The sequence below is a fragment of the Aerolutibacter ruishenii genome, from assembly GCF_007830115.1.
GTDB classification, from domain to species: Bacteria; Pseudomonadota; Gammaproteobacteria; order Xanthomonadales; family Xanthomonadaceae; genus Aerolutibacter; species Aerolutibacter ruishenii.
Genome location: NZ_VLKP01000006.1, coordinates 107,717 through 130,173, shown reverse-complemented (window position 1 = coordinate 130,173; position 22,457 = coordinate 107,717). Strand labels below are relative to the sequence as shown.

General features: G+C 68.6%; 19 protein-coding genes. 8 read left to right on the top strand and 11 right to left on the bottom strand.

Annotated features, from left to right (window positions below; translation table 11 throughout):
- Nucleotides 1-104: 104 nt before the first annotated feature.
- From glk to trxA, 6 genes are all read right to left on the bottom strand, one after another.
- Complete coding sequence (glk, locus tag IP93_RS08540) at nt 105-1,100, bottom strand: glucokinase (protein WP_144814499.1); 996 nt, start codon at nt 1,098-1,100, stop codon at nt 105-107.
- 287 nt (nt 1,101-1,387) lie between these two features.
- Nucleotides 1,388-3,214, bottom strand: a complete 1,827-nt coding sequence (locus tag IP93_RS08535) for a DUF885 domain-containing protein (protein ID WP_144814496.1) — start codon at nt 3,212-3,214, stop codon at nt 1,388-1,390.
- 96 nt (nt 3,215-3,310) lie between these two features.
- Nucleotides 3,311-3,985, bottom strand: coding sequence for a DUF502 domain-containing protein (locus IP93_RS08530; RefSeq protein WP_144814494.1), 675 nt, complete (start codon nt 3,983-3,985; stop codon nt 3,311-3,313).
- A gap of 20 nt (nt 3,986-4,005) precedes the next feature.
- A complete protein-coding gene (locus IP93_RS08525; protein ID WP_158636309.1) occupies nt 4,006-6,012 on the bottom strand; it encodes a bifunctional serine/threonine-protein kinase/formylglycine-generating enzyme family protein in 2,007 nt (668 codons plus the stop codon).
- A 64-nt stretch (nt 6,013-6,076) separates the two neighbouring features.
- Nucleotides 6,077-6,556: a DUF4442 domain-containing protein gene (locus tag IP93_RS08520; RefSeq protein ID WP_144814489.1), complete on the bottom strand. Its 480-nt coding sequence runs from the start codon at nt 6,554-6,556 to the stop codon at nt 6,077-6,079.
- 90 nt (nt 6,557-6,646) lie between these two features.
- Complete coding sequence (gene trxA, locus IP93_RS08515; RefSeq protein WP_144814487.1) at nt 6,647-7,519, bottom strand: thioredoxin; 873 nt, start codon at nt 7,517-7,519, stop codon at nt 6,647-6,649.
- 99 nt (nt 7,520-7,618) lie between these two features.
- On the opposite strand from trxA, the gene IP93_RS08510 reads away from it, so the two are divergent.
- Nucleotides 7,619-8,242 (top strand): DUF998 domain-containing protein, encoded by a 624-nt coding sequence (locus IP93_RS08510; RefSeq protein WP_144814484.1) that lies wholly within the window; start codon nt 7,619-7,621, stop codon nt 8,240-8,242.
- 28 nt (nt 8,243-8,270) lie between these two features.
- Here the strand turns inward: IP93_RS08510 and IP93_RS08505 are convergent, their stop codons facing one another.
- The 3 genes from IP93_RS08505 to IP93_RS08495 form a co-directional block, all read right to left on the bottom strand.
- A complete protein-coding gene (locus tag IP93_RS08505; RefSeq protein WP_144814481.1) occupies nt 8,271-9,557 on the bottom strand; it encodes a metal-dependent hydrolase family protein in 1,287 nt (428 codons plus the stop codon).
- Nucleotides 9,558-9,657: 100 nt separating this feature from the next.
- The gene (locus tag IP93_RS08500) at nt 9,658-10,419 is read right to left on the bottom strand and encodes an ABC transporter permease (RefSeq protein WP_144814479.1); all 762 of its coding nucleotides are present in this window, start codon (nt 10,417-10,419) and stop codon (nt 9,658-9,660) included.
- Complete coding sequence (locus IP93_RS08495) at nt 10,416-11,345, bottom strand: ABC transporter ATP-binding protein (RefSeq protein ID WP_144814477.1); 930 nt, start codon at nt 11,343-11,345, stop codon at nt 10,416-10,418. The genes IP93_RS08500 and IP93_RS08495 overlap by 4 nt, the downstream gene beginning before the upstream one ends.
- 280 nt (nt 11,346-11,625) lie before the next feature.
- Between IP93_RS08495 and leuS the strand changes: the two genes are divergently transcribed.
- The 7 genes from leuS (at nt 11,626) to IP93_RS08455 (ending at nt 20,395) form a co-directional block, all read left to right on the top strand.
- Nucleotides 11,626-14,406, top strand: coding sequence for a leucine--tRNA ligase (leuS, locus tag IP93_RS08490; RefSeq protein ID WP_242006813.1), 2,781 nt, complete (start codon nt 11,626-11,628; stop codon nt 14,404-14,406).
- Between the two features lie 58 nt (nt 14,407-14,464).
- Nucleotides 14,465-15,097: an LPS-assembly lipoprotein LptE gene (locus IP93_RS08485; protein WP_144814471.1), complete on the top strand. Its 633-nt coding sequence runs from the start codon at nt 14,465-14,467 to the stop codon at nt 15,095-15,097.
- 1 nt (nt 15,098) lies between these two features.
- Entirely contained in the window at nt 15,099-16,142 is a 1,044-nt protein-coding gene (gene holA / locus IP93_RS08480) for a DNA polymerase III subunit delta (protein ID WP_144814470.1), read from the top strand.
- 6 nt (nt 16,143-16,148) lie between these two features.
- Nucleotides 16,149-16,835, top strand: a complete 687-nt coding sequence (nadD, locus tag IP93_RS08475) for a nicotinate-nucleotide adenylyltransferase (RefSeq protein WP_144814467.1) — start codon at nt 16,149-16,151, stop codon at nt 16,833-16,835.
- A gap of 69 nt (nt 16,836-16,904) precedes the next feature.
- Entirely contained in the window at nt 16,905-17,327 is a 423-nt protein-coding gene (gene rsfS / locus IP93_RS08470; protein WP_144814465.1) for a ribosome silencing factor, read from the top strand.
- Between the two features lie 297 nt (nt 17,328-17,624).
- Complete coding sequence (gene rlmH / locus IP93_RS08460) at nt 17,625-18,095, top strand: 23S rRNA (pseudouridine(1915)-N(3))-methyltransferase RlmH (RefSeq protein WP_144814460.1); 471 nt, start codon at nt 17,625-17,627, stop codon at nt 18,093-18,095.
- A gap of 128 nt (nt 18,096-18,223) precedes the next feature.
- Nucleotides 18,224-20,395, top strand: a complete 2,172-nt coding sequence (locus tag IP93_RS08455; RefSeq protein WP_144814457.1) for a TonB-dependent copper receptor — start codon at nt 18,224-18,226, stop codon at nt 20,393-20,395.
- Between the two features lie 100 nt (nt 20,396-20,495).
- On the opposite strand, the gene IP93_RS08450 is transcribed toward IP93_RS08455, so the two are convergent.
- Both IP93_RS08450 and IP93_RS08445 read right to left on the bottom strand, forming a co-directional pair.
- Nucleotides 20,496-21,059 carry a response regulator transcription factor gene (locus IP93_RS08450; RefSeq protein ID WP_144814454.1) on the bottom strand — a complete coding sequence of 188 codons (564 nt, stop codon included), beginning with the start codon at nt 21,057-21,059 and terminating at the stop codon, nt 20,496-20,498.
- On the bottom strand, nt 21,056-22,315 hold the full coding sequence (locus IP93_RS08445) for an ATP-binding protein (RefSeq protein WP_199747164.1): 1,260 nt from the start codon (nt 22,313-22,315) through the stop codon (nt 21,056-21,058). Before IP93_RS08445 ends, IP93_RS08450 begins: the two co-directional genes overlap by 4 nt.
- Nucleotides 22,316-22,457: the final 142 nt, after the last annotated feature.

The window sequence follows — 22,457 nt, the reverse complement described above, 5'->3', positions numbered from 1 at the left end:
TCTGGCGGACCTGGGCTTCCACCAGCGTCGCAGTTGTGGCGTCAGAAACGGAAGGCCCCGCCAATGTGCGGGGCCTTTGCTTTTCCAGCCTGGGACCGTGGGAATCAGCCCGGGGTGGGGACGGTTCCGCGACGTGCGAATGCCGCGGCACCCAGCAAACCCGCCTGGGGATGCAGTACCGCGAGCGTGGGAACGTGGGACATCGCTGCCGAAAAGCGACCCTTGTGCTCGAAGCGCTGGCGGAAGCCCGAGTGCTGCAGCGCTGGAAGGATGCGGGGCACCAGGCCGCCGGTCAGGAAGACGCCATCCCACGCCCCCAGGGTCAATACCAGGTCGCCGGCGATCGCGCCGAACACCGCACAGTAGACATCCAGCGTTCGCATGCAGCGCGCGTCGCCCTCCGCGGCGCGCCGGGTCACGTCCGACGGCTGCATCGGCCCCGGATCCTCGCCGGCGATCTCGCTGAGGGCGCGGTGGATGTTGACCAGCCCCGGCCCGCAGATGAGTCGCTCGTTGGACACACGCCCAAATTGCGCCGATAGCCGTTCCAGGATCTGGATTTCCTCGGGCGTGCCCGGCGGGAAGCTGGCGTGGCCACCTTCCGATTCCAGCGGATGCGGCCGGCCTTCGCGGATCATCAGGCCGCCAGCGCCCAGTCCGGTGCCAGGACCGATCACCGCATAGGTCCGCTGTTCGGCTTGGCCCGGTGGCATCCACGGAGCCCCACCGATCACTGCGACATCGCCAGGCGTCAGCAGGGTGATCGCCATCGCCTGGGCGGCAAAATCATTGATCAGCACCAGGTCATCGAAGCCCAGCATGGCGCGGGTGCGCGAACGGGAGATCACCCAGGGATGGTTGGTGATCCGCGCCTCATCCCCGTCCACGCGGCCGGCCACCGCAAACACGCCGCGCGTGGCCTGGCCTTCGACCAACTGCAGGTAATGGCGCGCGGCATCGGCCAGCGACGGGAAGTCGGCCACCGCGAACTCGCGGACGCTGTCCATTGCCAGTGGCGGATCATCGGCGCCTCCGCCCGACAGGGCGAACCGCGCGTTGGTGCCGCCAATGTCTGCCAGCAGGTAGCCTGTGGGATTCATCGCACCTCCGGCCGCGTTACGCCAATCGCCGCGCACCGGCGGCCGTTGAGGGGCGAGGGCAGGGGCGCATACGTGTTGGAGGCCATGGACATGGGCGAATGGCTCGGGCGGTCGCCCGGCGCGGTGGATGTCGCCTGAGTTTGCCCTGTCGCGGGGCAAAATGACAGCGCTGGACAAAAATCGGTCCACGCGCCTGTTCCACCGCGATCCGGAGGCGGATTCCGGCGGCCGCGATGCAGAAGGGCCGGCATCGCCGGCCCTTCGCAGGTCCCCGTTCTTCCCGGGCCTCAGCCCCGTTGCGAGGCGATCCAGCGATCCACCTTGCGCTCCAGGATCGACAGCGGCACCGCGCCATCCTTGAGCACCTCGGCGTGGAAGGCGCGCACGTCGAAGCGGGGGCCGAGCTCACGCTCGGCACGTGCACGCAGCTCCTTGATCTTCAACTCGCCCATCTTGTACGCCAGCGCCTGGCCGGGGATGGCCATGTAGCGTTCGGCCTCCGCGGTCGCCTGCGTTTCGCTTTCGGCCGAGTTGTCCAGCATGTAGCGGATGACCTGCTCACGCGTCCATCCCTTGCTGTGCAGGCCGGTGTCCACCACCAGCCGGATCGCGCGCCACAGCTCGTTCTGCAGGTAGCCGAAATAGTCGTACGGATCCGTGTAGACCCCCAGGTCCTTGCCCAGCGATTCGGCATACAGGCCCCAGCCTTCGGAGAAGGCGGTTTCGCCGCCAAAGCGACGGAACTTGGGCAGGTCGGTCAACTCCTGCTGCAGCGCGATCTGGAAGTGGTGGCCGGGAATGGCCTCGTGCAGGTACAGGTCCTCGGCGTCCCATGTCTTGCGGGTGGGCAGGTCATAGGTGTTGACGTAGAAGATGCCCGGACGCGTGCCGTCCTCGCTCGGGCTCATGTACGAACCACCCGCCGCCGACTGTGCGCGGAAAGGTTCCACCGGCCGGATCTCGAACGGCGCCTTGGGCAGCAGCGAGAACTGCTCCGGGATCCTCGCGTTGATCTTCGCTTCGAGCCCCCGGTAGTGTGCCAGCAGCGCATCCTCGCTCTTGAAGGTGAAACGTTTGTCGGTCTGCATGAACTTGAAGAAGTCCTGCAGGTCGCCCTTGAAGCCCACTTGTGCGATCAGCTTGCGCATCTCGCCGTGGATGCGCGCCACCTCGTCCAGTCCGACCTGGTGGATCCGGGCCGGCGTCAGTTCGGTGGTGGTGGACATGCGCGCATTGAACGCGTACCAGGCGTCGCCGTCGGGCAGGGCGGCCATTCCGGCGGTGGTCCGCGTGCCGGGCATGTACTCGTCCTTGATGAAGCTGCGCAGGCGCTGGTAGGCCGGCATCAGTTCGCCTTCGATCATCTGCCGGTACTCGGCGGTGATGCGCGCCTTGTCCGCATCGGAGAACGAAGCCGGCAGGTTCTTCACCGGCATCCAGAACATCGTGTCATCCGCCTTGGGCTTGATCAGCGCATCCAGCTGCGGAAGCACCTTGACCATCAGCGCGCGCGGCTGCACCACGCCTGCCTTCATGCCCTCGCGGCTGTTGGCGATGGCCTGGTCGAACAGGCCCGGGATCCGTGCACCGCGCTTGCGCCAGTTGTCGTAGTCCTGCACGGTCTTGAACGGCTGCGCGCCGGTACCCGATCCCAATTGCACCGCCATCGCGGCGAAGTTGTAGAACTGGTTGATCGGCTGCTGCCAACCCGGGAAGCGATCGCCTTCCAGCGACAGCTTCGCATCGCGCACGAAGATCTCGTAGCTCAACAGGTCCTGGCCGGTCAGTCCCTCGGGGCCGATCGACTCGACCGACGTCAGCCAGCGTTCGGTGAACGCGCGGGCCTGCGCGCGGTACTCAGGGGAATAGAAGTTGGGCAGCTGGTCGTTGTAGCGGGGATCGCCCTGGAACGTGGCGGCGAGCGGATTGAGCTTGAGCTGTTCTTCCCAGTACTGTTCGTACAGCGCCGTCAGTCGACTGGCCTTGTCCTGAGCGGGGACGGTCTGCGCCGGAATGGTGGCCGTGGAGGCGGGTGACGCGGTGGTGGCGCAGCCGGCCAGTGTGGCGGCCAATGCCAATGTCAGCAGCGAAAGTTGGGGCAGGCGGTGCAGCATGGTGGCTCCGGCTCGGGGTGATTACCCGGAGCCTCGCCTGCCCTGACCGTGAGGGCATGGGCCAAAGGTCATTCACGCCCAGCAGGTGCGACGCCATCAACCCGTTTCCGCCGGTGCCTTGGGTACCGAGAACGGAATCGTCTCCGGCGACACGGCGCCACCGGAGATGATGAAACTCATGGCCTGGTCCACGGTCCAGTCGGTTGGCGTGATCTTCTCCACCGGGACGATCTCCAGGTAGCCGGAGGTGGGGTTGGGTGTGGTGGGCACGTACACGGCGGCAAGTTCGCGCCCGGTACCGTGCTCGCGCAGCACGCGGGTGACGAAGCCGATCGACTTCATTTCCGTATGCGGGAAGTCGATCAGGACCACGCGCTGGGTGCCGTCGGGCTTGGTCTGCAGGATGTCCAGCAGTTGCCGTGCGCTGCCATAGATGATGTTGGCGAACGGGACGCGCTGGATGAGCGACTCAAGCCAGCGCAGCAGGCGCTGCCCGAACACGCGGCGCGCCATCGCGCCGGCCAGCAGGATGACGGCCAGCGTGGCAAGCAGGGCGATGCCGTACTGCACCCAGGGCTCCACCAGCCACCGCAACGTGGCCGGGTGGTCGGCCGCAAGCTGTTCAAGCAGAGGCCCGGTGACGGGGTGGCTGATCTCGGACAGCAGCACGAACACGAACTTGACCACGACCCAGGTGAGCCAGATGGGCAGGAGCGTGAGCAGGCCGGTAATGAACAGCCGTTGCAGGGTGGGTTTGCGCATGGGCGCCATTGTATAGGCGCCCGGAACGACTAGAGTTCGCGCAGCAGCCTGAAACCGACGTCGTCGTAGCCGCGTTCGGCCCCAAGCGTGCGGCTGTCCTGCTTGTTGCGCCACGAAGCGCCCGAGACGACACGGCGCGAACAGCTGCTGCCGCAATCGGCCGACCACAAGGCGATCGGGCGATCACCGGTGCGGGCTTCCAGCGCGCGTGCTTCGTCCGCCGTCGGCAGGCGGTAGCGATGCCCGCTTTGCTCGCTACGCCAGCGGGCATACGCCTCCGCGTCCGTCAGGGACACGCAGACGACAGGATCCCGGTCTCCCTGGCTGAAACCCGGCTCGCGCCACGTCCGCGGCTTGACCACGCGCAGCAACGATGCCCGCTCCCGGCAAAGGGCTTCCTTGCGCCCGGTTTCGCGGGCGAAGCTTTGATAATCACCCACGGTGACAGGGGTGCGCGCCAACGCGGTGCGGCCCTTGCCCACCACGCTGCCCGCGGGGTCGCCGGGCACCTTCTGCCCTTTGCCGGGCAGGGCCTTGGCCCGCGCCACCAGGCTGCTGATCCTGGCGGCGGGCAGGCCCACGTCACGGGCAAGGTCGGCGGTGGCCCGGGCGGCTGCCTGGTCAAGCCGCGCTTCGGCAGCCCGCATGCGCGCGTCGATGGCCTTGGCTGTCTGGTCCATCACCGCCAGCTGTGCCTTGGACGTGGCGGTACCGGTCTGCTCACCCAGTTGCCGTGCGCCTGTCATGTAGTCCCGCGCCTGGGCATCGTTGCCGGTCCGCACGGCGGCCGCGGCGGCGTCACCCAGCGCGCTCGTGACCGCATCCAGTACCTCGCGCACCTGGACGCTGGAGGGGTCGAGGCGCCATGCGGTGACGACGCTTGCCCGGGCATTTTCTCCCACCGGCCTGAGCAGCTTGCGCTCGCCAAGCTGACGGCGCGCGTCCTCCAAGGCCGCCTGCAAGGGTGCTTCGGGCAGGGGGCGGAGCATCGGGGCGACTGCATCGGCCTGTGACAGCGTGGCCGGTTCCACTGGGGTGCCGGGCGTCCGCAGTTGCGGCCGATCCGCTCCGGCCAACATGGCATACGCGGTGCCGATCAGGACCACGGCGGCGAAACCCGCCAGTGCGGCGCGTCGTCCGCGCAGGGAGCGGCCCAATCTGGCCGCTCGGTCACCCAATGATGCAAGCAGCGGCCAGCCACGGTGGCGCTCGATGTCATCCAGGGCCCCGGACATCTCCGCGACATTGGCGAAACGGTCGGTGGGCGCCTTCGCCAGTGCGCGGTTCATGAAACGCTGCCAATGGCGCAATGCCGTCGGCAGTTTCGGGATCGGGTCCTGCGCATGCATGACGGCCATCGACAAAGCGTCGGCGGCCCGGTAAGGCAACAACCCGGTGAGCATTTCCCAGGCGAGCACACCCAGGCTGTAGAGGTCGGCGCGGCCATCCACGTCCTCGCCGCGGGCCTGCTCGGGCGCCATGTACGCCGTGCTGCCCACTGCCAGTCCGGCCGACGTGACGCGTGCACCGAAGCCGCGGCGGAGCGCGATGCCGAAGTCGGCCAGCAGCGGCCGGTCCGCTTCGTCGAACAGCACGTTCTCCGCCTTGACGTCGCGGTGCACCACGCCGCGCGAATGCGCATAGTCCAGTGCCGACAGCAGCGCACGCAGCGTGGCGATGACGCCGGCTTCGTTGCCGGCAAAGCTGCGGCGCCCCAGGTGGCCACGCGCCAGGTGCGGCATGGTGTAGTAGGGCAGGCCCGTGGCGGTGCGCCCCACGTCGTGGATTCGCACCACGTGCGGGTGCTCCAGGCGGGCGATGGTGCGTACTTCGTTCTCGAAGCGGCGGCGGCTGGTTTCGTCGGCCAGCGCGTGCGGCTCCATCACCTTGATGGCCACCTGGCGGCCCAACGTGACCTGCTCGCCCAGGTACACCGACGACATGCCGCCTCGATTGATCAGGCGGATCAGCTTGAAGCCGCGAATTTCCGGCAGCGGCGCTTGCGCGTCGTTATGTCCAAGCGGTGTGGTTGTCATCGCGGCCCCCTGTGGCGGGTCCGAGCATACCGCAGACCCAATGTCACGTGCGGTGACGTGGTGGTCATCCCGCGTCGTTGTCCGGGTCCCCGGGGCGATGTTCCGGTTTGCGGCGCACGTACAGCTGCTTGCGGATGCGCGCCACGACCTCGCCGCGATCATCCACCACGTCGCTGGAGAACCAGCGCAGGCATTTCCCGCCGCCGGCGGTGGCTTGCCGGATCTCGTCCAGCACGTGCGGTGCAAGGTCGAAGTCGGCACGGACCACGCCGCGGCCGGGCTTCACGAACTCGATGGCACCTTCCTTGTCCCACACGTAGTACTCCGGGCCCAGTGCGTTGAGTGCAAGCAGCATCCAGAACGGGTCGGTCATCGCGAACAGGCTGCCACCAAAATGCGAGCCGACGTAGTTGCGGTTCCACGGGCGCATGCGCAGCTCCACGCGCGCATGGCGGAAATCGGCCGCGAGCGCGGTGACGTGGATGCCGGCAAACAGGAAAGGCGGCCACCAGTTCAGGCCATGGCGGAGGAGGCGTGCGTTCATTGAGGTGCAATGCGCGGCGGGGCTGGACAGCCTGCCATACGCATGCGTACCGTCAAGCCCCGGCGGCCCGGATGGGCGGCCCCGGCCGGGTCAGAACAGCAGCGACGCCATCTTGCGGCGATACCGGCCGACGAGGTCCTCGTCCTCGATGACGCGGAAGGCGTCGATCAACGTCCGCCGCGGCAGGCCGTCCTCGAAATTGCGATCGCGGCGCAGCAGTTCCAGGAAGGCTTCCAGCGCCTGCTCGGACTCGCCCGCCACCAGGTGCTGTACACCCAGCAGGTGCCATGCGCGCAGGTCATCCGGGTTGCGGGCCAGGGCCGCACTGAGTGCCGGCAGGGTCGGCGCGTCCTTCAACGCCGTGGCAAAGCCCAGGCGCGCCCGGGCGCGGATCGCCCGGTCGTCGGTCGCCAGGTTGGCGGGCAGTGCGTCCAGCAGTTGTTCGGCCTCGGGTGCCGCGCCGGTCTGCAGCAGAGCGAGCGCAAGTTCCAGCTTGAGCTCGTCCTGGCCGGGGGCGGCGGCCACCTCGTCGCGCAGGCGGGCCACTTCGGCATGGGGGTCCAGGGGCGCGGGCGAGGTGGCATCCTCCTTCTCGACGCTGGCCGCGGCCGGCTCCACGCCATGGTGCTTGAGGAACTCACGCAACTGGCCCTCGGGCAGTGCGCCCGGGAAACCGTCCGCCACCTGGCCGTCCTTGACCAGGAACACGGTGGGAATGGAGCGCACCTGGAACGCGGCCGCCAGTTGCTGCTCCTTGTCCACGTCCACCTTGGCCAGCAGGAACGCGCCGTTGTAGTCGGCGGCCAGCTTCTCCAGGATCGGCCCCAACTGCTTGCAGGGGCCGCACCACTCGGCCCAGAAGTCGATCAGCACCGGCGTCTGCAACGACTTCTGCAGGACCTCGGCTTCAAAAGTCTCGGCCGTGGCGTCGAACACGTAGGGGGCGGGCGCGTTGGCAGTCATTGCGTGGCTCTCGTCAGGTACTGCGGCACAGATGGGGGCGGGAAGGCGCCGCCGCAACCGATGGGCCCCCCCTTGGGACAGGCACGCTAGCATGCGCGAATGAATCGCCTGACCTCTTCCCGTAGCGCTGCCTGGGCCGCATGCCTGGCCGCAGTCCTTTGCCTGCTCAGCCTTGCAGGCTTTGCGCTGCCCCTGCCCGGGTACGTGCACGGCCTGATGCCGGTCGGTCTGTTGGGGGCACAGGGTGTGCCGCGGGCGCAGGCCTTCAACCTGTCCGGCTTCATCGTGCCGGGCATGCTCATGGCGTGGAGTGCGCTGGGGTTGCGTGCTGCGCTTGGCGGGAGGCTGGCGGTATCTGCCCGGGATTTGCCCGGAGGGTGGTGGCCCCGCATCGGCGCCAGCCTGTGGTTGCTGTCGGCAATTGCGTTTGCGGCACAAGGGATCTGGCCGTTGGATCCACGCGATCTGGATGGCGCCACCAGCCAGCGCCACGCCAGCATGTGGACGTTGTGGTGGATCGCCTTCGTTCCGGGCGCGCTGCTGCTTGGGGCTGGGTTTTGGCGTTGGCGGCGCGCGGCATCCGGCTGGGCGCTGGCCACGGGCGCGCTGGTGCTGCTGTTCGCCGCCTTGCCGCCGTGGCTGTTGCCCGGACCGCTCGCACAGCGCGTCGCATTGGCAGCGTGGTTCCTGGGCTACGCGATGGTGGCGCGGTCGCTGCGCTGAGCAGGCCGCGCCCCGCGGTTCCGCGATCTCACGGCTGGCGGTGGACCTTGCCGTCCTTCATCACGAAATCGACCTTGAGCACCGCGCCGATGTCCTGCAGCGGATTGCCCGGCACGGCGACGATATCCGCGCGCTTGCCCGTCTCGATCACGCCCTGGTCCTCCACCCCCAGCACTTCAGCCGCGCGGATCGTGGCCGCCTGCAGGGCCATGGCGGCGGGGATGCCGGCTTCGACCATGTAGACGAACTCGCGCGCGTTGTCGCCGTGCGGGCCTACGCCCATGTCGGTGCCGAAGGCGATCTTCACCCCTGATTTGTAGGCCTTTTCCGCCGTCTGCTGGATCAACGCGCCGATGCGCGCGGCCTTTGGGCGCACCACCTCGGGGAAGTAGCCGTCCTGCTTGGCCTTCTCCGCAACGAAGCGGCCGGCGTAGATGGTGGGGATGTACCACGTGCCCTTCTGCTTCATCAGCGACATGACCTCGTCGGTCATGTAGGTGCCGTGCTCGATGCTGGTCACGCCACCGAGTACCGCACGCTTCATGCCTTCGGTGCCATGTGCGTGGGCGGCCACGCCGTAGCCGTAATCCCTGGCCGTGTCGACGATGGCCTTCACCTCTTCCACCGTGAACTGCGGTGCGTCACCGGACTTGGCGTACGACAGCACGCCGCCGGTGGCGGTGATCTTGATGACGTCACTGCCTTCCTTGTAGCGCTGGCGCACGGCCTGGCGCGCATCATCGATGGAGTTGATGACGCCTTCGGTCGGACCGGGCGGGCCGATCAGGTGGGCGAGCACGCTGTTGACCCCGTTGGTGGGGTCGGCATGGCCGCCAGTGGTGGCGATGGACTTGCCTGCCGCCCAGATGCGCGGGCCATCGACCAGTCCCTGGTTGATGGCGTCGCGCAGGTGCGGTGCCACCTCGCCGCCGAGGTCGCGGACGCTGGTGAATCCGGCCATCAGCGTCTTCTTCGCGTAGTCCACCGATCGGAACGCGAAGTCCACTTCGTCCAGTCGGAATCCCTCCGAATAGCTTTGTGGGCTGGACTGGCTGGCCATGTGTACGTGCAGGTCGGTCCAGCCGGGCGAGCAGGTGTGACCGGCCAGGTCGACGGCGGTGGCGCCCGGAACTGCTGTGCCGCCCGCGAGCACCTCGGCCACCTTGCCGTCGCGTATGACCACGGTGCGGGCACCGACCAGTTTTCCGCTGCGGGCGTCGAACAGGTCGCCACATTGCAGGGCCAGCGGCTGGTCTGCGGCGAACACGGGGGCAGCGGCGCAGGCGATCAGGGCGGCAAGGGCAGTGCGACGCATGGTGGTCTCCGGTGTATGAATGCAGGAAAGCCCGCCGAAGCGGGCCCCCGCTCAGCGACTTGATGGGAACAGCTGTTTGATCTTATGACAACGAGGGCGCTCAGGCGTCCTCGTGTCGGACGAAATTCCACAGGCCTGCGAGCGATACCAGGCTTCCGCCCAGCAGGCTGGCGGTCACGGCAAAGCGCAGGTGCGCGCCATCGTTGGCAAACACCTGCAGCGGCATCGACCAGGGGTAATACATCCCGTATTTGCGCGACTGCATGATCAGGAAACCGGCTACCGTGGCGGCGATACCGACCGAAACGGCTACGGTAAAGTTGCGCCAACGAATGGAAACCCAGGTGTGGATGGCGATGATCAGCGCGCTGGCCGCCAGGCAGGCCGGGATCGCGGTGGCCAACATCTTCCACGGAGGCGGTCCGCCGAGGCCGAGCTCCGGGTGGAGCCGCATGAGCATCCATCCGCCCAACGGCAGCAGCAGGCCAAGTACCAGCAAGGCCAGCGCCGTCAGCGCCAACAACGCGGCCAGCTTGGCCAGGTAGTGGATGCCCTTCGGGACGGGCAGACTCAGCAGATGCTTCCATTGGTGGTTGGCGTGCTCCAGCCCGGCCAGCAGCGCCGATTGCAGAGTGATGAACAGCGGCATCATCAGGAAGGCCCACAACTGCAGGGCCATGCTGGCAAACGCCACCCACGCCTCGGCGGGCGCCATCGGCTCGGGGCGCGTTACATCGCGAATGGTCAACTGCAGCACGATCAGTGCCACCACCAGCGCCGGCGCGATCAAGGACGCCCACAGGGCCAGCGTGCCGCGCAGTTTGAGCGCCTCGGCCGAGAGAGCGCGCATCATCATGTTCATGCGAAGGCCTCCTGCAGCTGGGTGGCGGGCGCGCGCGTGACATCGAAGAAGAATGCCTCCAGCGACACGTGCTCGCGCGCCAGCCTGGACACCTGGACGCCGGCTTCGACAAGCAGGCGGTTGATCTCGGCTTCGTTGCGGGCTTGCAGGCTGATCGAAAGCTGGTCCAGCCCCGAATGGCCCACGGTTTCGCCCGCCGCCATCAGCAGGCCGGCGGCACGCACCGGGTTGTCGCACTGCACGCGCAGGTGCGAGTGGCAGCGCGCACGCATGGCCTCGATCGTGCCTTCGAAGCGGAGCCTTCCTTCGTGCAGCACGCCCACGTGGCTGGCGATCTGTTCCACTTCGCCTAGCTGGTGGCTGGAAACGAACACGGTGATGCCGTGGTCGTTGGCCAGCGCCCGCAGCAGTTGCCGCATGTCCTGGATGCCCGCCGGATCGAGCCCGTTGCCTGGCTCGTCCAGGATCAGCAGTGACGGCTGGCCCAGCAGGGCCAGTGAAATGGCCAGGCGTTGGCGCATGCCCAGCGAATAGTCGCGGACGCGACGGTCGGCGGCATTGCGCATGCCGGTGATGGCCAATGTCTCGTCGATGCGGCCACGCGGCAGGTCAAGCAGGCGACGGGTCACGTCCAGGTTCTGCCGGCCAGTCAGGTGCGGGTACAGCGATGGTGACTCGACCAGCGCACCCACCTTCGCCAGCGATTCACGCCGGTCGCGGGTCAGTGCCTGTCCATGCAGCAGGATCTCTCCGCGCTCGGGCTGCAGCAGGCCCAACAACAGGCGGATGGTGGTGGTCTTGCCGGCCCCGTTGGGGCCCAGAAAACCGTAGACGGCGCCGACGGGCACGCTCAGCTCGAGGTCGGTGACGCCGTACTGGCCGGAAAAATGCCGGGTGAGGGCGTGGGTCTGGATGGCGGGAGACATGGTGCAAATCCGTCTGGCGTGTAGCGACGTTAATCGGCCTGCCTGATTCCGTGGATGTGCTAGTGGTTGGGTGACCAAAGCCACGCCACCCCGTTTGCCGGATCGGCCATCGAGCGGCAGGGGCGATCTCCAGCCGTGTCGGGAGTCACGGTGCACACGGCCGTGGATGCGTGGCCCGAAGGCCGCAGGGTTGGCCGCGGGCAGGGGCCTGCCTTCCGATTGGCGGCCTTTTGTGCGCTGCGGTACCCTGTCCGGTCCCCATACCGCCCAGCACGCCGCCGTGTCCACCGAAGCCACCCAGACCGATTCCAACGCCACCGACCCGCGGGCCTACGACCCGCAGAGCGTCGAGGGCGCCGCCCAGCGCTACTGGAACCAGGTCAAGGCCTTCGAGGTGGACGAGGGCTCGGCCAAGCCCAAGTACTACTGCCTGTCGATGCTGCCGTACCCGTCGGGCGCGCTGCACATGGGTCACGTGCGCAACTACACCATCGGCGACGTGATCAGCCGCTACAAGCGCATGACCGGCCACAACGTGCTGCAGCCGATGGGCTGGGACGCGTTCGGCCTGCCGGCCGAGAACGCCGCGATCAAGAACAACACCGCGCCGGCCAAGTGGACCTATGCCAACATCGCGCACATGAAGGCGCAGCTGCAGCAGATGGGCTACGCGATCGACTGGTCGCGCGAGTTCGCCACCTGCACGCCGGAGTACTACGTGCACGAGCAGCGTATGTTCGTGCGCCTGATGAAGCAGGGCCTGGCCTACCGCAAGAACTCGGTGGTCAACTGGGACCCGGTGGACCAGACCGTGCTGGCCAACGAACAGGTGATCGACGGCCGTGGCTGGCGCACCGGCGCGCTGGTGGAGAAGCGCGAGATCCCGCAGTGGTTCCTCAAGATCACCGACTACGCGCAGGAGCTGCTGGACGGCCTGGACACGCTGCCGGGCTGGCCGGATGCAGTCAAGACCATGCAGCGCAACTGGATCGGCCGCAGCGAAGGCCTTGAGATCCGCTTTGACGTGGTCGATGGCGCGGGCAATGCCGTTGAGCCGTTGACCGTGTTCACCACGCGCCCCGACACGCTGATGGGCGTGACCTTCGTGTCCATCGCCGCCGAGCACCCGCTGGCGCAGCATGCCGCGCGGACCGACACCGACCTGGCCGCGTTCATCGCCGAGCTGCGCCAGGGCGGCGTGTCCGAGGCCGAGCTGGAAACCCAGGTCAAGCGCGGTCGCGACACCGGTCTGCGCGCCATCCACCCGATCACCGGCGAACAGGTGCCGGTGTTCGTGGCCAACTTCGTGTTGATGAACTACGGCACCGGCGCGGTGATGGCCGTACCGGGCCATGACGAGCGCGACTGGGAATTCGCGCAGGCCTACCACCTGCCGATCAGGATGGTGATCGTCTCCACCGCGGTGCGCGATGCGCTGGCCGAGCTGGGCCAGCATGCCGGGCGCCACGTGGACCCGATGTCCAATGCGCTGGCCGGCGCCTCCACTGGTGCCTACGACAACAATGCCGCCGTGCAGGTGGTCGAAGAGTTCCAGCGCTCGATCGCCGAGCAGGGCGCCTATACCGAACGTGGCTGGCTGGTGAATTCCGGCGAGCTGGACGGCATGGACTTCCAGCAGGCGCTCGATGCACTCGCGACCCGTTTCGAACGCGAAGGCCGCGGCCAGCGCCGCGTCAACTTCCGCCTGCGCGACTGGGGCGTGAGCCGCCAGCGCTACTGGGGTTGCCCGATCCCGGTGATCCTGTGCGGCAAGTGCGGCGACGTGCCGGTGCCGGAAGACCAGCTGCCGGTGGTGTTGCCCGAAGACGTCGCCTTCAGTGGCGTCACCTCGCCGATCAAGGCCGATCCGGAGTGGCGCAAGACCACCTGCCCGCAGTGCGGCGGCGCGGCCGAGCGCGAGACCGACACCTTTGACACCTTCATGGAGTCCAGCTGGTACTACGCGCGTTACACCTCGCCGGGCGCCGCGCAGCAGGTGGACGATCGCGCGAAGTACTGGACGCCGGTCGACCAGTACATCGGCGGCATCGAGCACGCGATCCTGCACCTGCTGTACTTCCGCTTCTACCACAAGCTGATGCGCGACCAGGGCCTGGTGGCCAGCGACGAGCCGGCCACCAACCTGCTGACCCAGGGCATGGTCATCGCCGAGACGTTCTACCGCGAGCAGCCCAACGGCGCGAAGGACTGGTTCAACCCGGCCGACGTGGATGTGGTGCGCGACGAGCGCGGCCGCATCACCGGTGCCACGTTGCGCGCGGATGGCCAGCCGGTGGTCATCGGTGGCGTCGAGAAGATGTCCAAGTCCAAGAACAATGGCGTGGACCCGCAGGTCATGGTGGGCCAGTACGGCGCCGACACCGTGCGTTTGTTCTCGATGTTCGCCGCGCCGCCCGAATTGTCGCTGGAGTGGAACGAGGCGGGCGTGGAAGGCATGGCGCGGTTCCTGCGCCGCTTCTGGCGCGAAGTCGTGTCCCATGTGGCTCAGCCGGACCATCCGGAGGTGGCCGCGCTGCTGCAGGCTGGCACCGTGCTGACCCCGGCGCAGAAGACCCTGCGCCGCCAGCTGCATGAGACCATCCAGAAGGTGGGCGACGATTACGGTCGCCGGCACAGTTTCAACACCGCCATCGCGGCACTGATGGAGCTGCTCAACCACCTCGGCAAGTTCGATGACCTGGGCGACGCCGGGCGGGCCGTGCGCCACGAAGCACTGGAGGCGATGGTGCTGCTGCTCAACCCGGTGACGCCGCACGTGTGCCACGCGCTGTGGCAGGCGCTGGGCCACCCGGAAACCGTGCTGGAGGACGTGCCGTTCCCGGTCGCGGATCCGTCCGCGCTGGTGCGCGACGCGGTCACCCTGGCGGTGCAGGTCAACGGCAAGCTGCGCGGCACCATCGAGGTGCCGGTCAACGTGGACAAGGCCGAGGCCGAGCGCCTGGCGCTGGCCGAGCCCAACGTGGCCCAGTACGTGGATGGGCTGACCGTGCGCAAGGTGATCGTGGTGCCGGGCAAGATCGTGAACATCGTGGCCAGTTGAGCCTGCGCCGACCCGCTTGCGCCTTGATGCAGACCGCCACCTCGTACAGACTCCCCGCATGATCCGACGTCCGTTGCGCGCCCTGGCGCCTGTTGTCCTCGTGCTGGCCCTCTCGGCCTGCGGCTTCCAGTTGCGTAATGCCCTGACCCTGCCCCCCGACCTGGGGCCGGTGAAGGTGGTGTCCGTCGATCGCTACAGCCCGCTGGCCGAAACGCTGGCGACGTCGCTGTCGCGCGCCGGCGCGGTTCCCGCCACCGACGCCGCCGCGCCGGCCGCGGTGCTGGACCTGTTCTCCGAGCGGTGGGGTGACCTGCCCATCGCGCTCGACGCCTTTGGTCGCTCCCAGGAATACAGCCTGCGCTATGCGGTGATCTTCGAACTGCGCCGGGCCGACGGCACGGTGCTGGTGCCGCAACAGGCGATCGAGCTGTCGCGTGACTACATCTCCGCGCCCACCAACGCGATCGGCACCGAGGGTGAGCGCGAGGTGCTGGTGCGGGAGTTGCGCCGCGAAATGGCGGCGGCCGTGCTGCGCCGCATCGACGCGGTGGTCAAGCGACAGGAAGGTGGGGCGGCCAGCAGCACCCTGCTCCCGGTGGAAACCGACGCGGCCAGGGCGGCGATGCAGGCGGCGGGCACCGCGCCGCCGGTGGAAGACGCACCGCCGCCGCCGGCCGAAGTCAAGCCCTGAGATGGAGCTGAAGCCCGAGCAGCTGGCGTCCCAGCTCGAATCCGGGCCGCTCAAACCTGCCTACCTCATCGCGGGCCCGGAAACGCTGCGCGTGCTGGAGGCCGCCGACGCCCTGCGCGTGGCGGCCCGCGCCCAGGGCTTCAGCGAGCGCGAGGTCCATGAGCAGGAAGGCAATCGCGAACCCGATTGGGACGCGATGAAGGCCAGCTTCAGCGCACCCAGCCTGTTCGCGTCGCGGCGGCTGATCGAACTGCGCCTGCCGACCGCCAAGCCGGGCAAGGAAGGCGGCCGGCTGATCGAGGAATTCTGTGCCTCACCGCCCGCCGACGTCACCCTGCTGGTGACCGGGGGTGAATGGAGCAAGCAGCACGGCGGCAAGTGGAGCGAGGCGATCGGCCGTGTCGGCCAGGTCGCCATCGCCTGGCAGGTGAAGCCGCATGAACTGCCGGACTGGATCGAGCGCCGCCTCCGCGCGCGTGGTGTCCGCGCCGACCGCGACGCGGTGCAGGTGCTGGTGGAACGCATCGACGGCAACCTGCTGGCCGCCGCGCAGGAGGTCGACAAGCTGGCCCTGCTGGCCGACGGCACCCCGCTGGATGCCGCACGCATGCAGGACCTGGTGGCCGACGCGGCACGCTTTGACGTGTTCCGCCTGCTGGACGCCGCACTCAACGGGCAATCGGCGCAGGTCTCGCGGATGCTGGCGGGCCTGCGCGCCGAGGGCGAGGCGGTACCCGCCGTGCTGGGCATGGTGGTGCGCGAACTGCAGTTGCTGGCCAGGCTGGCCCGTGCACAGGCCAGCGGCGGCAATGCGCTGGTGGGCGAATTCAAGGCGCTGCGCGTATGGGACTCCAAGCAGCCCATCTACAAGCGCGCCCTGCAACGGCATGCCGGGGGGCATTGGGAGCGCTTCGTGGCCGCGGTGGGGCGGGTGGACCGCATGGCCAAGGGGCGCGAGCCGGGCGATGCGTGGGTCGCGCTGGAACGCCTGCTGCTCGCCGTGGCCGAACCCCGCGCCGCGCGGCTGCTGCTGGCCGGCGGATGAACGCCGATGGATGACCTGCTGGTCCTCTACGGCGGCACCTTCGACCCGATCCACAATGGCCACCTTGCCATTGCGCAGTTGGTGCGCAGCACCATGCAGGCCAGCGTGCACCTGATGCCCTCCGCCGATCCGCCGCACCGGTCGCGCCCGGGAGCCACCGCCGCGCAGCGCGCGCGCATGCTGGACCTGGCGGTCGCCGGTGAACCCGGCCTGCACGTGGACCGGCGCGAACTGGCGCGCGATTCCCGCTCGTATACCTTCGAGACGCTGACCGGATTGCGTGAAGGCGAGGGCGAGCGCCGGCCGGTGGCGCTGGTGATCGGGGCCGACAGCTTCCTCGGCCTGCCGACCTGGCACCGGTGGCAGGCGTTGTTCGGCCTATGCCATTTCATTGTCGCCGAACGCCCCGGGCATGACCTGGAGGCGCCGTGGCCACCTGCGCTGGTGTCCGTGGTCGAAGGTCGCCTGACCCGCGACCCCGGCATGCTGCGGCTGGCTGCGGCAGGCAGGATCCTGCGCCTGCGCCACCCACTGCGCCCGGAGTCGGCCACGGCCATCCGCGAAGCCATCGCGCACGGTGACGACATCTGGCGTGGCTGGGTACCGCCCGCGGTGGCCGCCTACATCGAACGGCACGGGCTGTACCGGGGTGAGGATGGCGTGGACCGGGATGCCCCCCCGGCTCCGTTATAATTTGCACCACACGGCCTTTCGCACCATCACGGATGCCGTGCCCTCCCAAGAATCGAGAGTCTCCAACCCTTGTCCAGCCAAGCCCAAGTCATCAAGACCCGCCTGCCCAGCCCGCCGCCGTCGGCCGAGGCCCTGCTCAAGGCGGTGCACGATGCCGTCGAGAACCTCAAAGCCAAGGACGTGGTCGAGATCGACGTACGTGGCAAGAGCACCGTCACCGACCACCTGGTGATCGCCTCCGGCACCTCCACCCGCCACGTCAAATCCATCGCCGACGAGGTGGTGAGGTTCGCCAAGCAACTGGACGTGATGCCGCTGGGCGTGGAAGGCGAGCGCGAGGCCGAGTGGGTGCTGGTGGACCTGGGCGACGTGGTGGTCCACGTCATGCTGCCGCGCGTGCGTGAGTTCTATGCGCTGGAGCGCCTGTGGACGGTGGGTGACCAGCATCCGGACGCCGACGAGACGGTGGGCGGTGCCGAAGGCCGCCGGTGACAGGACGCACGCAGCACGGATGACCTGCTGTCGACGGCGCCCCAGGGCGCCGTTGTTGCGTTGTGGAGGACGCATCCGTGACGTGAGGTGATCCCATGCCGCGGGCCTGTCCCCAGTGCCTGGATACTGGCCGGCAACCGGCAACCGGCAACCGGCAACCGGCAACCGGCAACCGGCAACCGGCAACCGGCAACCGGCAACCGGCAACCGGCAACTGATGCCTGACAACTGACAACTGATGCCTGACGCCCGCGAATCATCGCGGCGCGCCGGTCCGGTGCTGGTTACCATTCGCGCATGAGAGCCAAGTTGATCGCCGTGGGTGAGCGCGCGCCGCGCTGGGTGGCCGAGGGGTTCGGCGAGTACCAGAAGCGCCTGTCGCACTGGCTGCCGCTGGAACTGGTGGAGGTGGAGCCGGGCCTGCGCGGCAAGGGTCGCGATGCCGCGCGCGCGATGCAGGACGAGGGCGCACGGGTCGTGGCGGCGTTGCCCAAGGGGGCCTGCGTGGTGGCGCTGGATGGCCGGGGCCGCACCTGGTCGTCCGAGGACCTGGCGCAGCGGCTGGAGTTCTGGCGCGGGCAGGGGCGCGACCTGGCGTTCCTGATCGGCGGTCCCGAAGGTCACGCGCCCGACGTGCTGGCCCGCGCCGACGAGAAGTGGTCGCTGGGCCCGCTGACCCTGCCGCACATGCTGGTGCGGCTGGTGGCTGCCGAACAGTTGTACCGCGCCGCGGCGCTGCTCGCCAACCATCCGTACCACCGCGCGTAGCCAGGGTTGCGTCTCGGACGAATTCCCCGGCGAACGACCCCTGCGCACGGCCCCTGCGACACTGTGTCGCATCCCTGTTCAGCTGGAGACTTGGTGAAATTTGCCCAGTGATCCAGAGGGCAGATTCCATGCGTTCCCATCCGCTTTTCCTCGCGCTGGCCGGCGTGCTGTTTGCCGTGCCGGCCGTCGCCTTTGCGCAGGCCGGACCATCCGAGGCCGGGGCGTCCCTCGTCGCACAAGCGGCGGTTGCCGGCCCCGGTGCACCATCGGCGTCCGACGGCCCGGGGGCGACACCATCCACGCCAGGCACGGCCGGCGCAGCTGCACAGGACCCCGCTGCCGTCACGCTGCCGACGGTGGTCGTGACTTCGCTGGCGCCTACCGCGCCGCTGACAGTCGCCACCGACCCGCGCCTGCCCCGCCAGCCGGTGCCAGCCAGCGATGGCGCCGACTACCTCAAGACCATCCCCGGCTTCACCACGCTGCGCAACGGCGGCACCAACGGCGACCCGGTGCTGCGCGGCATGTTCGGTTCGCGCCTCAACCTGATCGCCAATGGTGGCGCGCTGCACGGCGCGTGTCCGTCGCGCATGGACAACACCCTGTCGTACGTCGCGCCGGAAACCTACGACCGCCTGACGGTGGTGAAAGGGCCGCAGACCGTGCTGTGGGGCCCCGGTGCGTCGGCAGGCACGGTGTTGTTCGAGCGTGATCCCGAATATTTCGAAGCGCCGGGTGTGCGGTTGCGCGCCAGTGCGCTGGCCGGCAGCCGTTCGCGCAACGACCAGGTGCTGGATGTCGCCGCGGGCAAGCCGTTGGGCTACGCGACCGTGTCGGCCAACCGATCCGAGTCCGGCGATTACGTGGACGGCGATGGCCGCCGGGTGCATTCGGCCTGGAACAAGTGGAACGCCGACGCCGCGCTCGGCTGGACGCCCGATCCCGACACCGTGCTGGAACTCAGCGCCGGCATCGGTGACGGCGAGGCGGCCTACGCCGGCCGCAGCATGGACGGCACCCGCTTCCGCCGCGACAGCCTGGGCCTGCGCTTCGAGCGCGGCGGTTTCGATGGCGCGCTGCAACGCGTGAAGGCCAACGTGTACGACAACCGCGTCGACCACGTGATGGACAACTACACCCTGCGCGATCCCGACCCCAACAGCCGCATGCCGATGGCGATGGCCTCCAACGTGGGCCGCCAGACGCAGGGCGGTCGGTTGGCGTTGTCGTGGGCGTGGACCGGGTTGGAACTGGAAGCCGGCCTGGACCACCAGCGCAACGAACACCGTCGGCGCAACGCGCCGGGCCGCCGCGCCTACCTGCTGCGCCCGTGGCTGGAGGATGCCCGCCTCGAAAACACCGGCGTGTTCGCCGAGGCCACGTTGCCCTTCGGTGAGCGCCAACGCTGGGTGGCCGGCGCGCGCATCGACCGCGCCGAAGCCACCGACCAGCGTCCCGACACCGGTGGCATGATGCCGCGGCCCAACCCGACGTCTGGCATGACCCGCGAGGAGACGCTGCAGGCCGGCTTCGTCCGCTACGAGCGTGAGCTGGCCAACGTGCCGCTGGGCTGGTACGCGGGCATCGGCCGCAGCGAGCGCATGCCCGACTACTGGGAGCTGTTCTCCCCGACCAACGGTCCGTTCGGCAGCGTCAATGCCTTCGTCGGCGTGCAGCCGGAAACCACCACGCAGCTGGATTTCGGCGTGCACTACAAGCACAGGCGCTTCGAGGCATGGGCATCGGCGTACGTGGGCCGCATCGACGATTACATCCTGTTCCGCTACGGCACCGGCACCATGGCCGGCATGACCCGCGCGCTCAACGTGGATGCCGACATCCGTGGCGGCGAAGCAGGCATCGGCTGGCGTCCGGCCGAGGGCTGGAAGCTGGACGGGTCGCTGGCGTACGCCTGGGGCGAGCAGCGCGACACCGGCCGCGCGTTGCCACAGATGCCGCCGTTGGAAGCGCGCCTGTCCGCATCGTATGAAGGCCAGGCCTGGTCGGCCGGTGCGCTGCTGCGCGGCGTGGACGACCAGTCGCGGACCAGCGTCAACGAAGGCAACGTGGTGGGGCGCGACATCGGGCCCAGCAAGGGTTTTGGCGTGTTCTCGGTCAATGCGGCGTATCGCATCGGCACGCGCATGCGCCTGAGCGCGGGTGTCGACAACCTGTTCGACCGCGGCTACGCCGAGCACCTGAACCTGGCCGGCAACAGTGCGTTCGGTTACCCGGGTGACCCGGTGCGGATCAGCGAGCCGGGCCGCACCGCCTGGCTGAAACTCAACGTGGAGTACTGATACCGAGATGATGTGTGCAGCCTGGACCTCCGGCCGCGCAACGCACCCGGTGCCGGAGGATCCGGGGTCCAGTGGCCGCTAGCCGGTGGAGGGCCATGCGCTACTCGTCGCGCGGTGTGCGCTCCGGGCCCGGTCGCTTGGCCAGCTTGCGCTGCAACGAGCGGCGGTGCATTCCCAGCAATCGCGCGGTGGCCGACACGTTGCCTCCGGTGTCGTTGAGCGCTTGCTGGATGTGCTCCCACTCCAGCCGGGAGAGCGGGGTCATGGTGTCCGGCGCGGCACCAGCCTCGTCAACCGCCTCGTCCGCCACTTCGTCGGGTGCCAGCGCCAGCGCGCGCAGGATCGCGGTGAGCGTGGCGGGCTTGGGCAGGTAATCGTCGGCCCCGCGCTTGATCGCCTCCACGGCGGTGGCGACGCTGGCGTAGCCGGTCAGCAGCAGGATGCGCATGTCCGGGCGTAGCGCGCGCAACGGTTCAATCAGCGCCAGGCCCGATTCCTGCGCCAGTTTGAGGTCCAGCACCGCGAAGTCCGGCGGCGCGGCGCGCGCCAGCGCCAGCGCGGAGTCGATGTCGAGGGCGGTGTCGGCCTCGATGCCTCGCCGCGCCAACGAGCGTTGCAGCGTGCGCAGGTACAGCGCGTCGTCGTCTACCAGCAATCCTTTCACGCGGCGCCCCCGGGAACCGGCAACCCCTTCATGTCGGTGGTCCCGGGGGCGAGGGGCACGCGAAAGCGCACGCAGCTGCCTTTCGCGCCGCTCGATTCCACCCACAGGTCGCCGCCCAGGCGTTCAGTCGTGGCGTGCGACAGCGCGAGGCCGACGCCCATGCCGTTCGCCTTGCCACTATGGAACAGCTCCGGCAGGAAGGGCCGGTCGGGATCGAAGCCGGCACCGTGGTCGCGCACGCTGCCTGCCAATGCGTTGCCATCGATGCGCAACGACAGATCGACGTGCGCACTGCCGGTGGCCAGCCCGGCATCGGCCGCGTTGTTGAGCAGCGCCAGCAGCAGGTGGCCCACGCCCGGATCGACCCGCGGAGTCGCGCCCGATGGGCCTTCGCGATGCAGCGTGACCTCGGGCCGCACCAGTTGCCACCGCGCGATCGTCTGTTCCAGGTCGACCGCGTCGTGCTGGGCGTGGTCGGCGGGGCGTGCCAGTTCGCGCACGCGTTCGCGACAGACGTCCAGCAACTGGCGCATGGTCGCTACGTCATCGCGGCTGTCCGCAGGCAACGGACTGTCCAGCAGGTCATCGGCCAGCAAGGTCAGGGTGCCGAGCGGCGTGTTGAGTTCATGGGCCACGGATGCAGCATGCGTGGCCAGGGCGACGATGCCTTCGTTGCGCACGAAACGCTCGCGCAGGTCGGCCAGTTCGCGTTCGCGCTGGCGCAACAGGCCCACCAGACGCATGGAGAAGTACAGCACCACGCCCACCATCACCAGGAAGTTCACCGCCATGCCCCACAGGTGCAGGTTGAAGCCTGCGGCGGGTCCGCCGTGCACGTGCGGCAGATCGTGGCCGAAGGTGGCCACGGCTGCGTAGGCCGCCAAGCATGCCGCGGCGGTGGCGGCCACCCAGCGCTGCGGAAGCGCCAGCGTCGCCAGGGCCAGTGGCATCACCAGCAGCGACGCGAACGGGTTCGCCAGTCCGCCGCTCCATGCCGCCAGCCACGCCAGCGCGGCGATGTCGACCAGCAGGTGGATGAAGGCTTCCACGTTGGATGCCGAGCGCGCGTGCCGCGTGCGCAGCGTCGCGACCAGATTGAAGATGGCCAGTGCGGCGATCCCGCCGTACAGGGGCGCTCGCTCCAGCGCCAGACCCATTGGCCCGGTGACGGCGGCCACGGTCAGCAACTGGCCGGCAATGGCCCACCAGCGCAGGTGGCAGAGGGTGCGCAGGAACGGCAGGGTGGAAGCGCTCATGGACGTCATGCTACCCATCGGCCACCGGCGCGGGTATGCGCTGGATCAAACCCGGCGGCGGTGCTATGACGGATGGGAACCGCGACGGGCCAAACGCAACAGGCCCGCGCGGGGCGGGCCTGTCGTTGCGCGAAACGTCGGG

Coding starts and splice junctions, on each gene's coding strand:
- IP93_RS08495 (WP_144814477.1), bottom strand. CDS start 11,345: ATGTCTCCCGCCATCCAGACCCACGCCCTCACCCGGCATTTTTCCGGC.
- IP93_RS08525 (WP_158636309.1), bottom strand. CDS start 6,012: ATGACAACCACACCGCTTGGACATAACGACGCGCAAGCGCCGCTGCCG.
- IP93_RS08530 (WP_144814494.1), bottom strand. CDS start 3,985: ATGGCGCCCATGCGCAAACCCACCCTGCAACGGCTGTTCATTACCGGC.
- IP93_RS08455 (WP_144814457.1), top strand. CDS start 18,224: ATGCGTTCCCATCCGCTTTTCCTCGCGCTGGCCGGCGTGCTGTTTGCC.
- IP93_RS08535 (WP_144814496.1), bottom strand. CDS start 3,214: ATGCTGCACCGCCTGCCCCAACTTTCGCTGCTGACATTGGCATTGGCC.
- IP93_RS08505 (WP_144814481.1), bottom strand. CDS start 9,557: ATGCGTCGCACTGCCCTTGCCGCCCTGATCGCCTGCGCCGCTGCCCCC.
- IP93_RS08485 (WP_144814471.1), top strand. CDS start 14,465: ATGATCCGACGTCCGTTGCGCGCCCTGGCGCCTGTTGTCCTCGTGCTG.
- trxA (WP_144814487.1), bottom strand. CDS start 7,519: ATGACTGCCAACGCGCCCGCCCCCTACGTGTTCGACGCCACGGCCGAG.
- IP93_RS08500 (WP_144814479.1), bottom strand. CDS start 10,419: ATGAACATGATGATGCGCGCTCTCTCGGCCGAGGCGCTCAAACTGCGC.
- rlmH (WP_144814460.1), top strand. CDS start 17,625: ATGAGAGCCAAGTTGATCGCCGTGGGTGAGCGCGCGCCGCGCTGGGTG.
- glk (WP_144814499.1), bottom strand. CDS start 1,100: ATGAATCCCACAGGCTACCTGCTGGCAGACATTGGCGGCACCAACGCG.
- holA (WP_144814470.1), top strand. CDS start 15,099: ATGGAGCTGAAGCCCGAGCAGCTGGCGTCCCAGCTCGAATCCGGGCCG.
- IP93_RS08510 (WP_144814484.1), top strand. CDS start 7,619: ATGAATCGCCTGACCTCTTCCCGTAGCGCTGCCTGGGCCGCATGCCTG.
- nadD (WP_144814467.1), top strand. CDS start 16,149: ATGGATGACCTGCTGGTCCTCTACGGCGGCACCTTCGACCCGATCCAC.
- IP93_RS08520 (WP_144814489.1), bottom strand. CDS start 6,556: ATGAACGCACGCCTCCTCCGCCATGGCCTGAACTGGTGGCCGCCTTTC.
- IP93_RS08445 (WP_199747164.1), bottom strand. CDS start 22,315: ATGAGCGCTTCCACCCTGCCGTTCCTGCGCACCCTCTGCCACCTGCGC.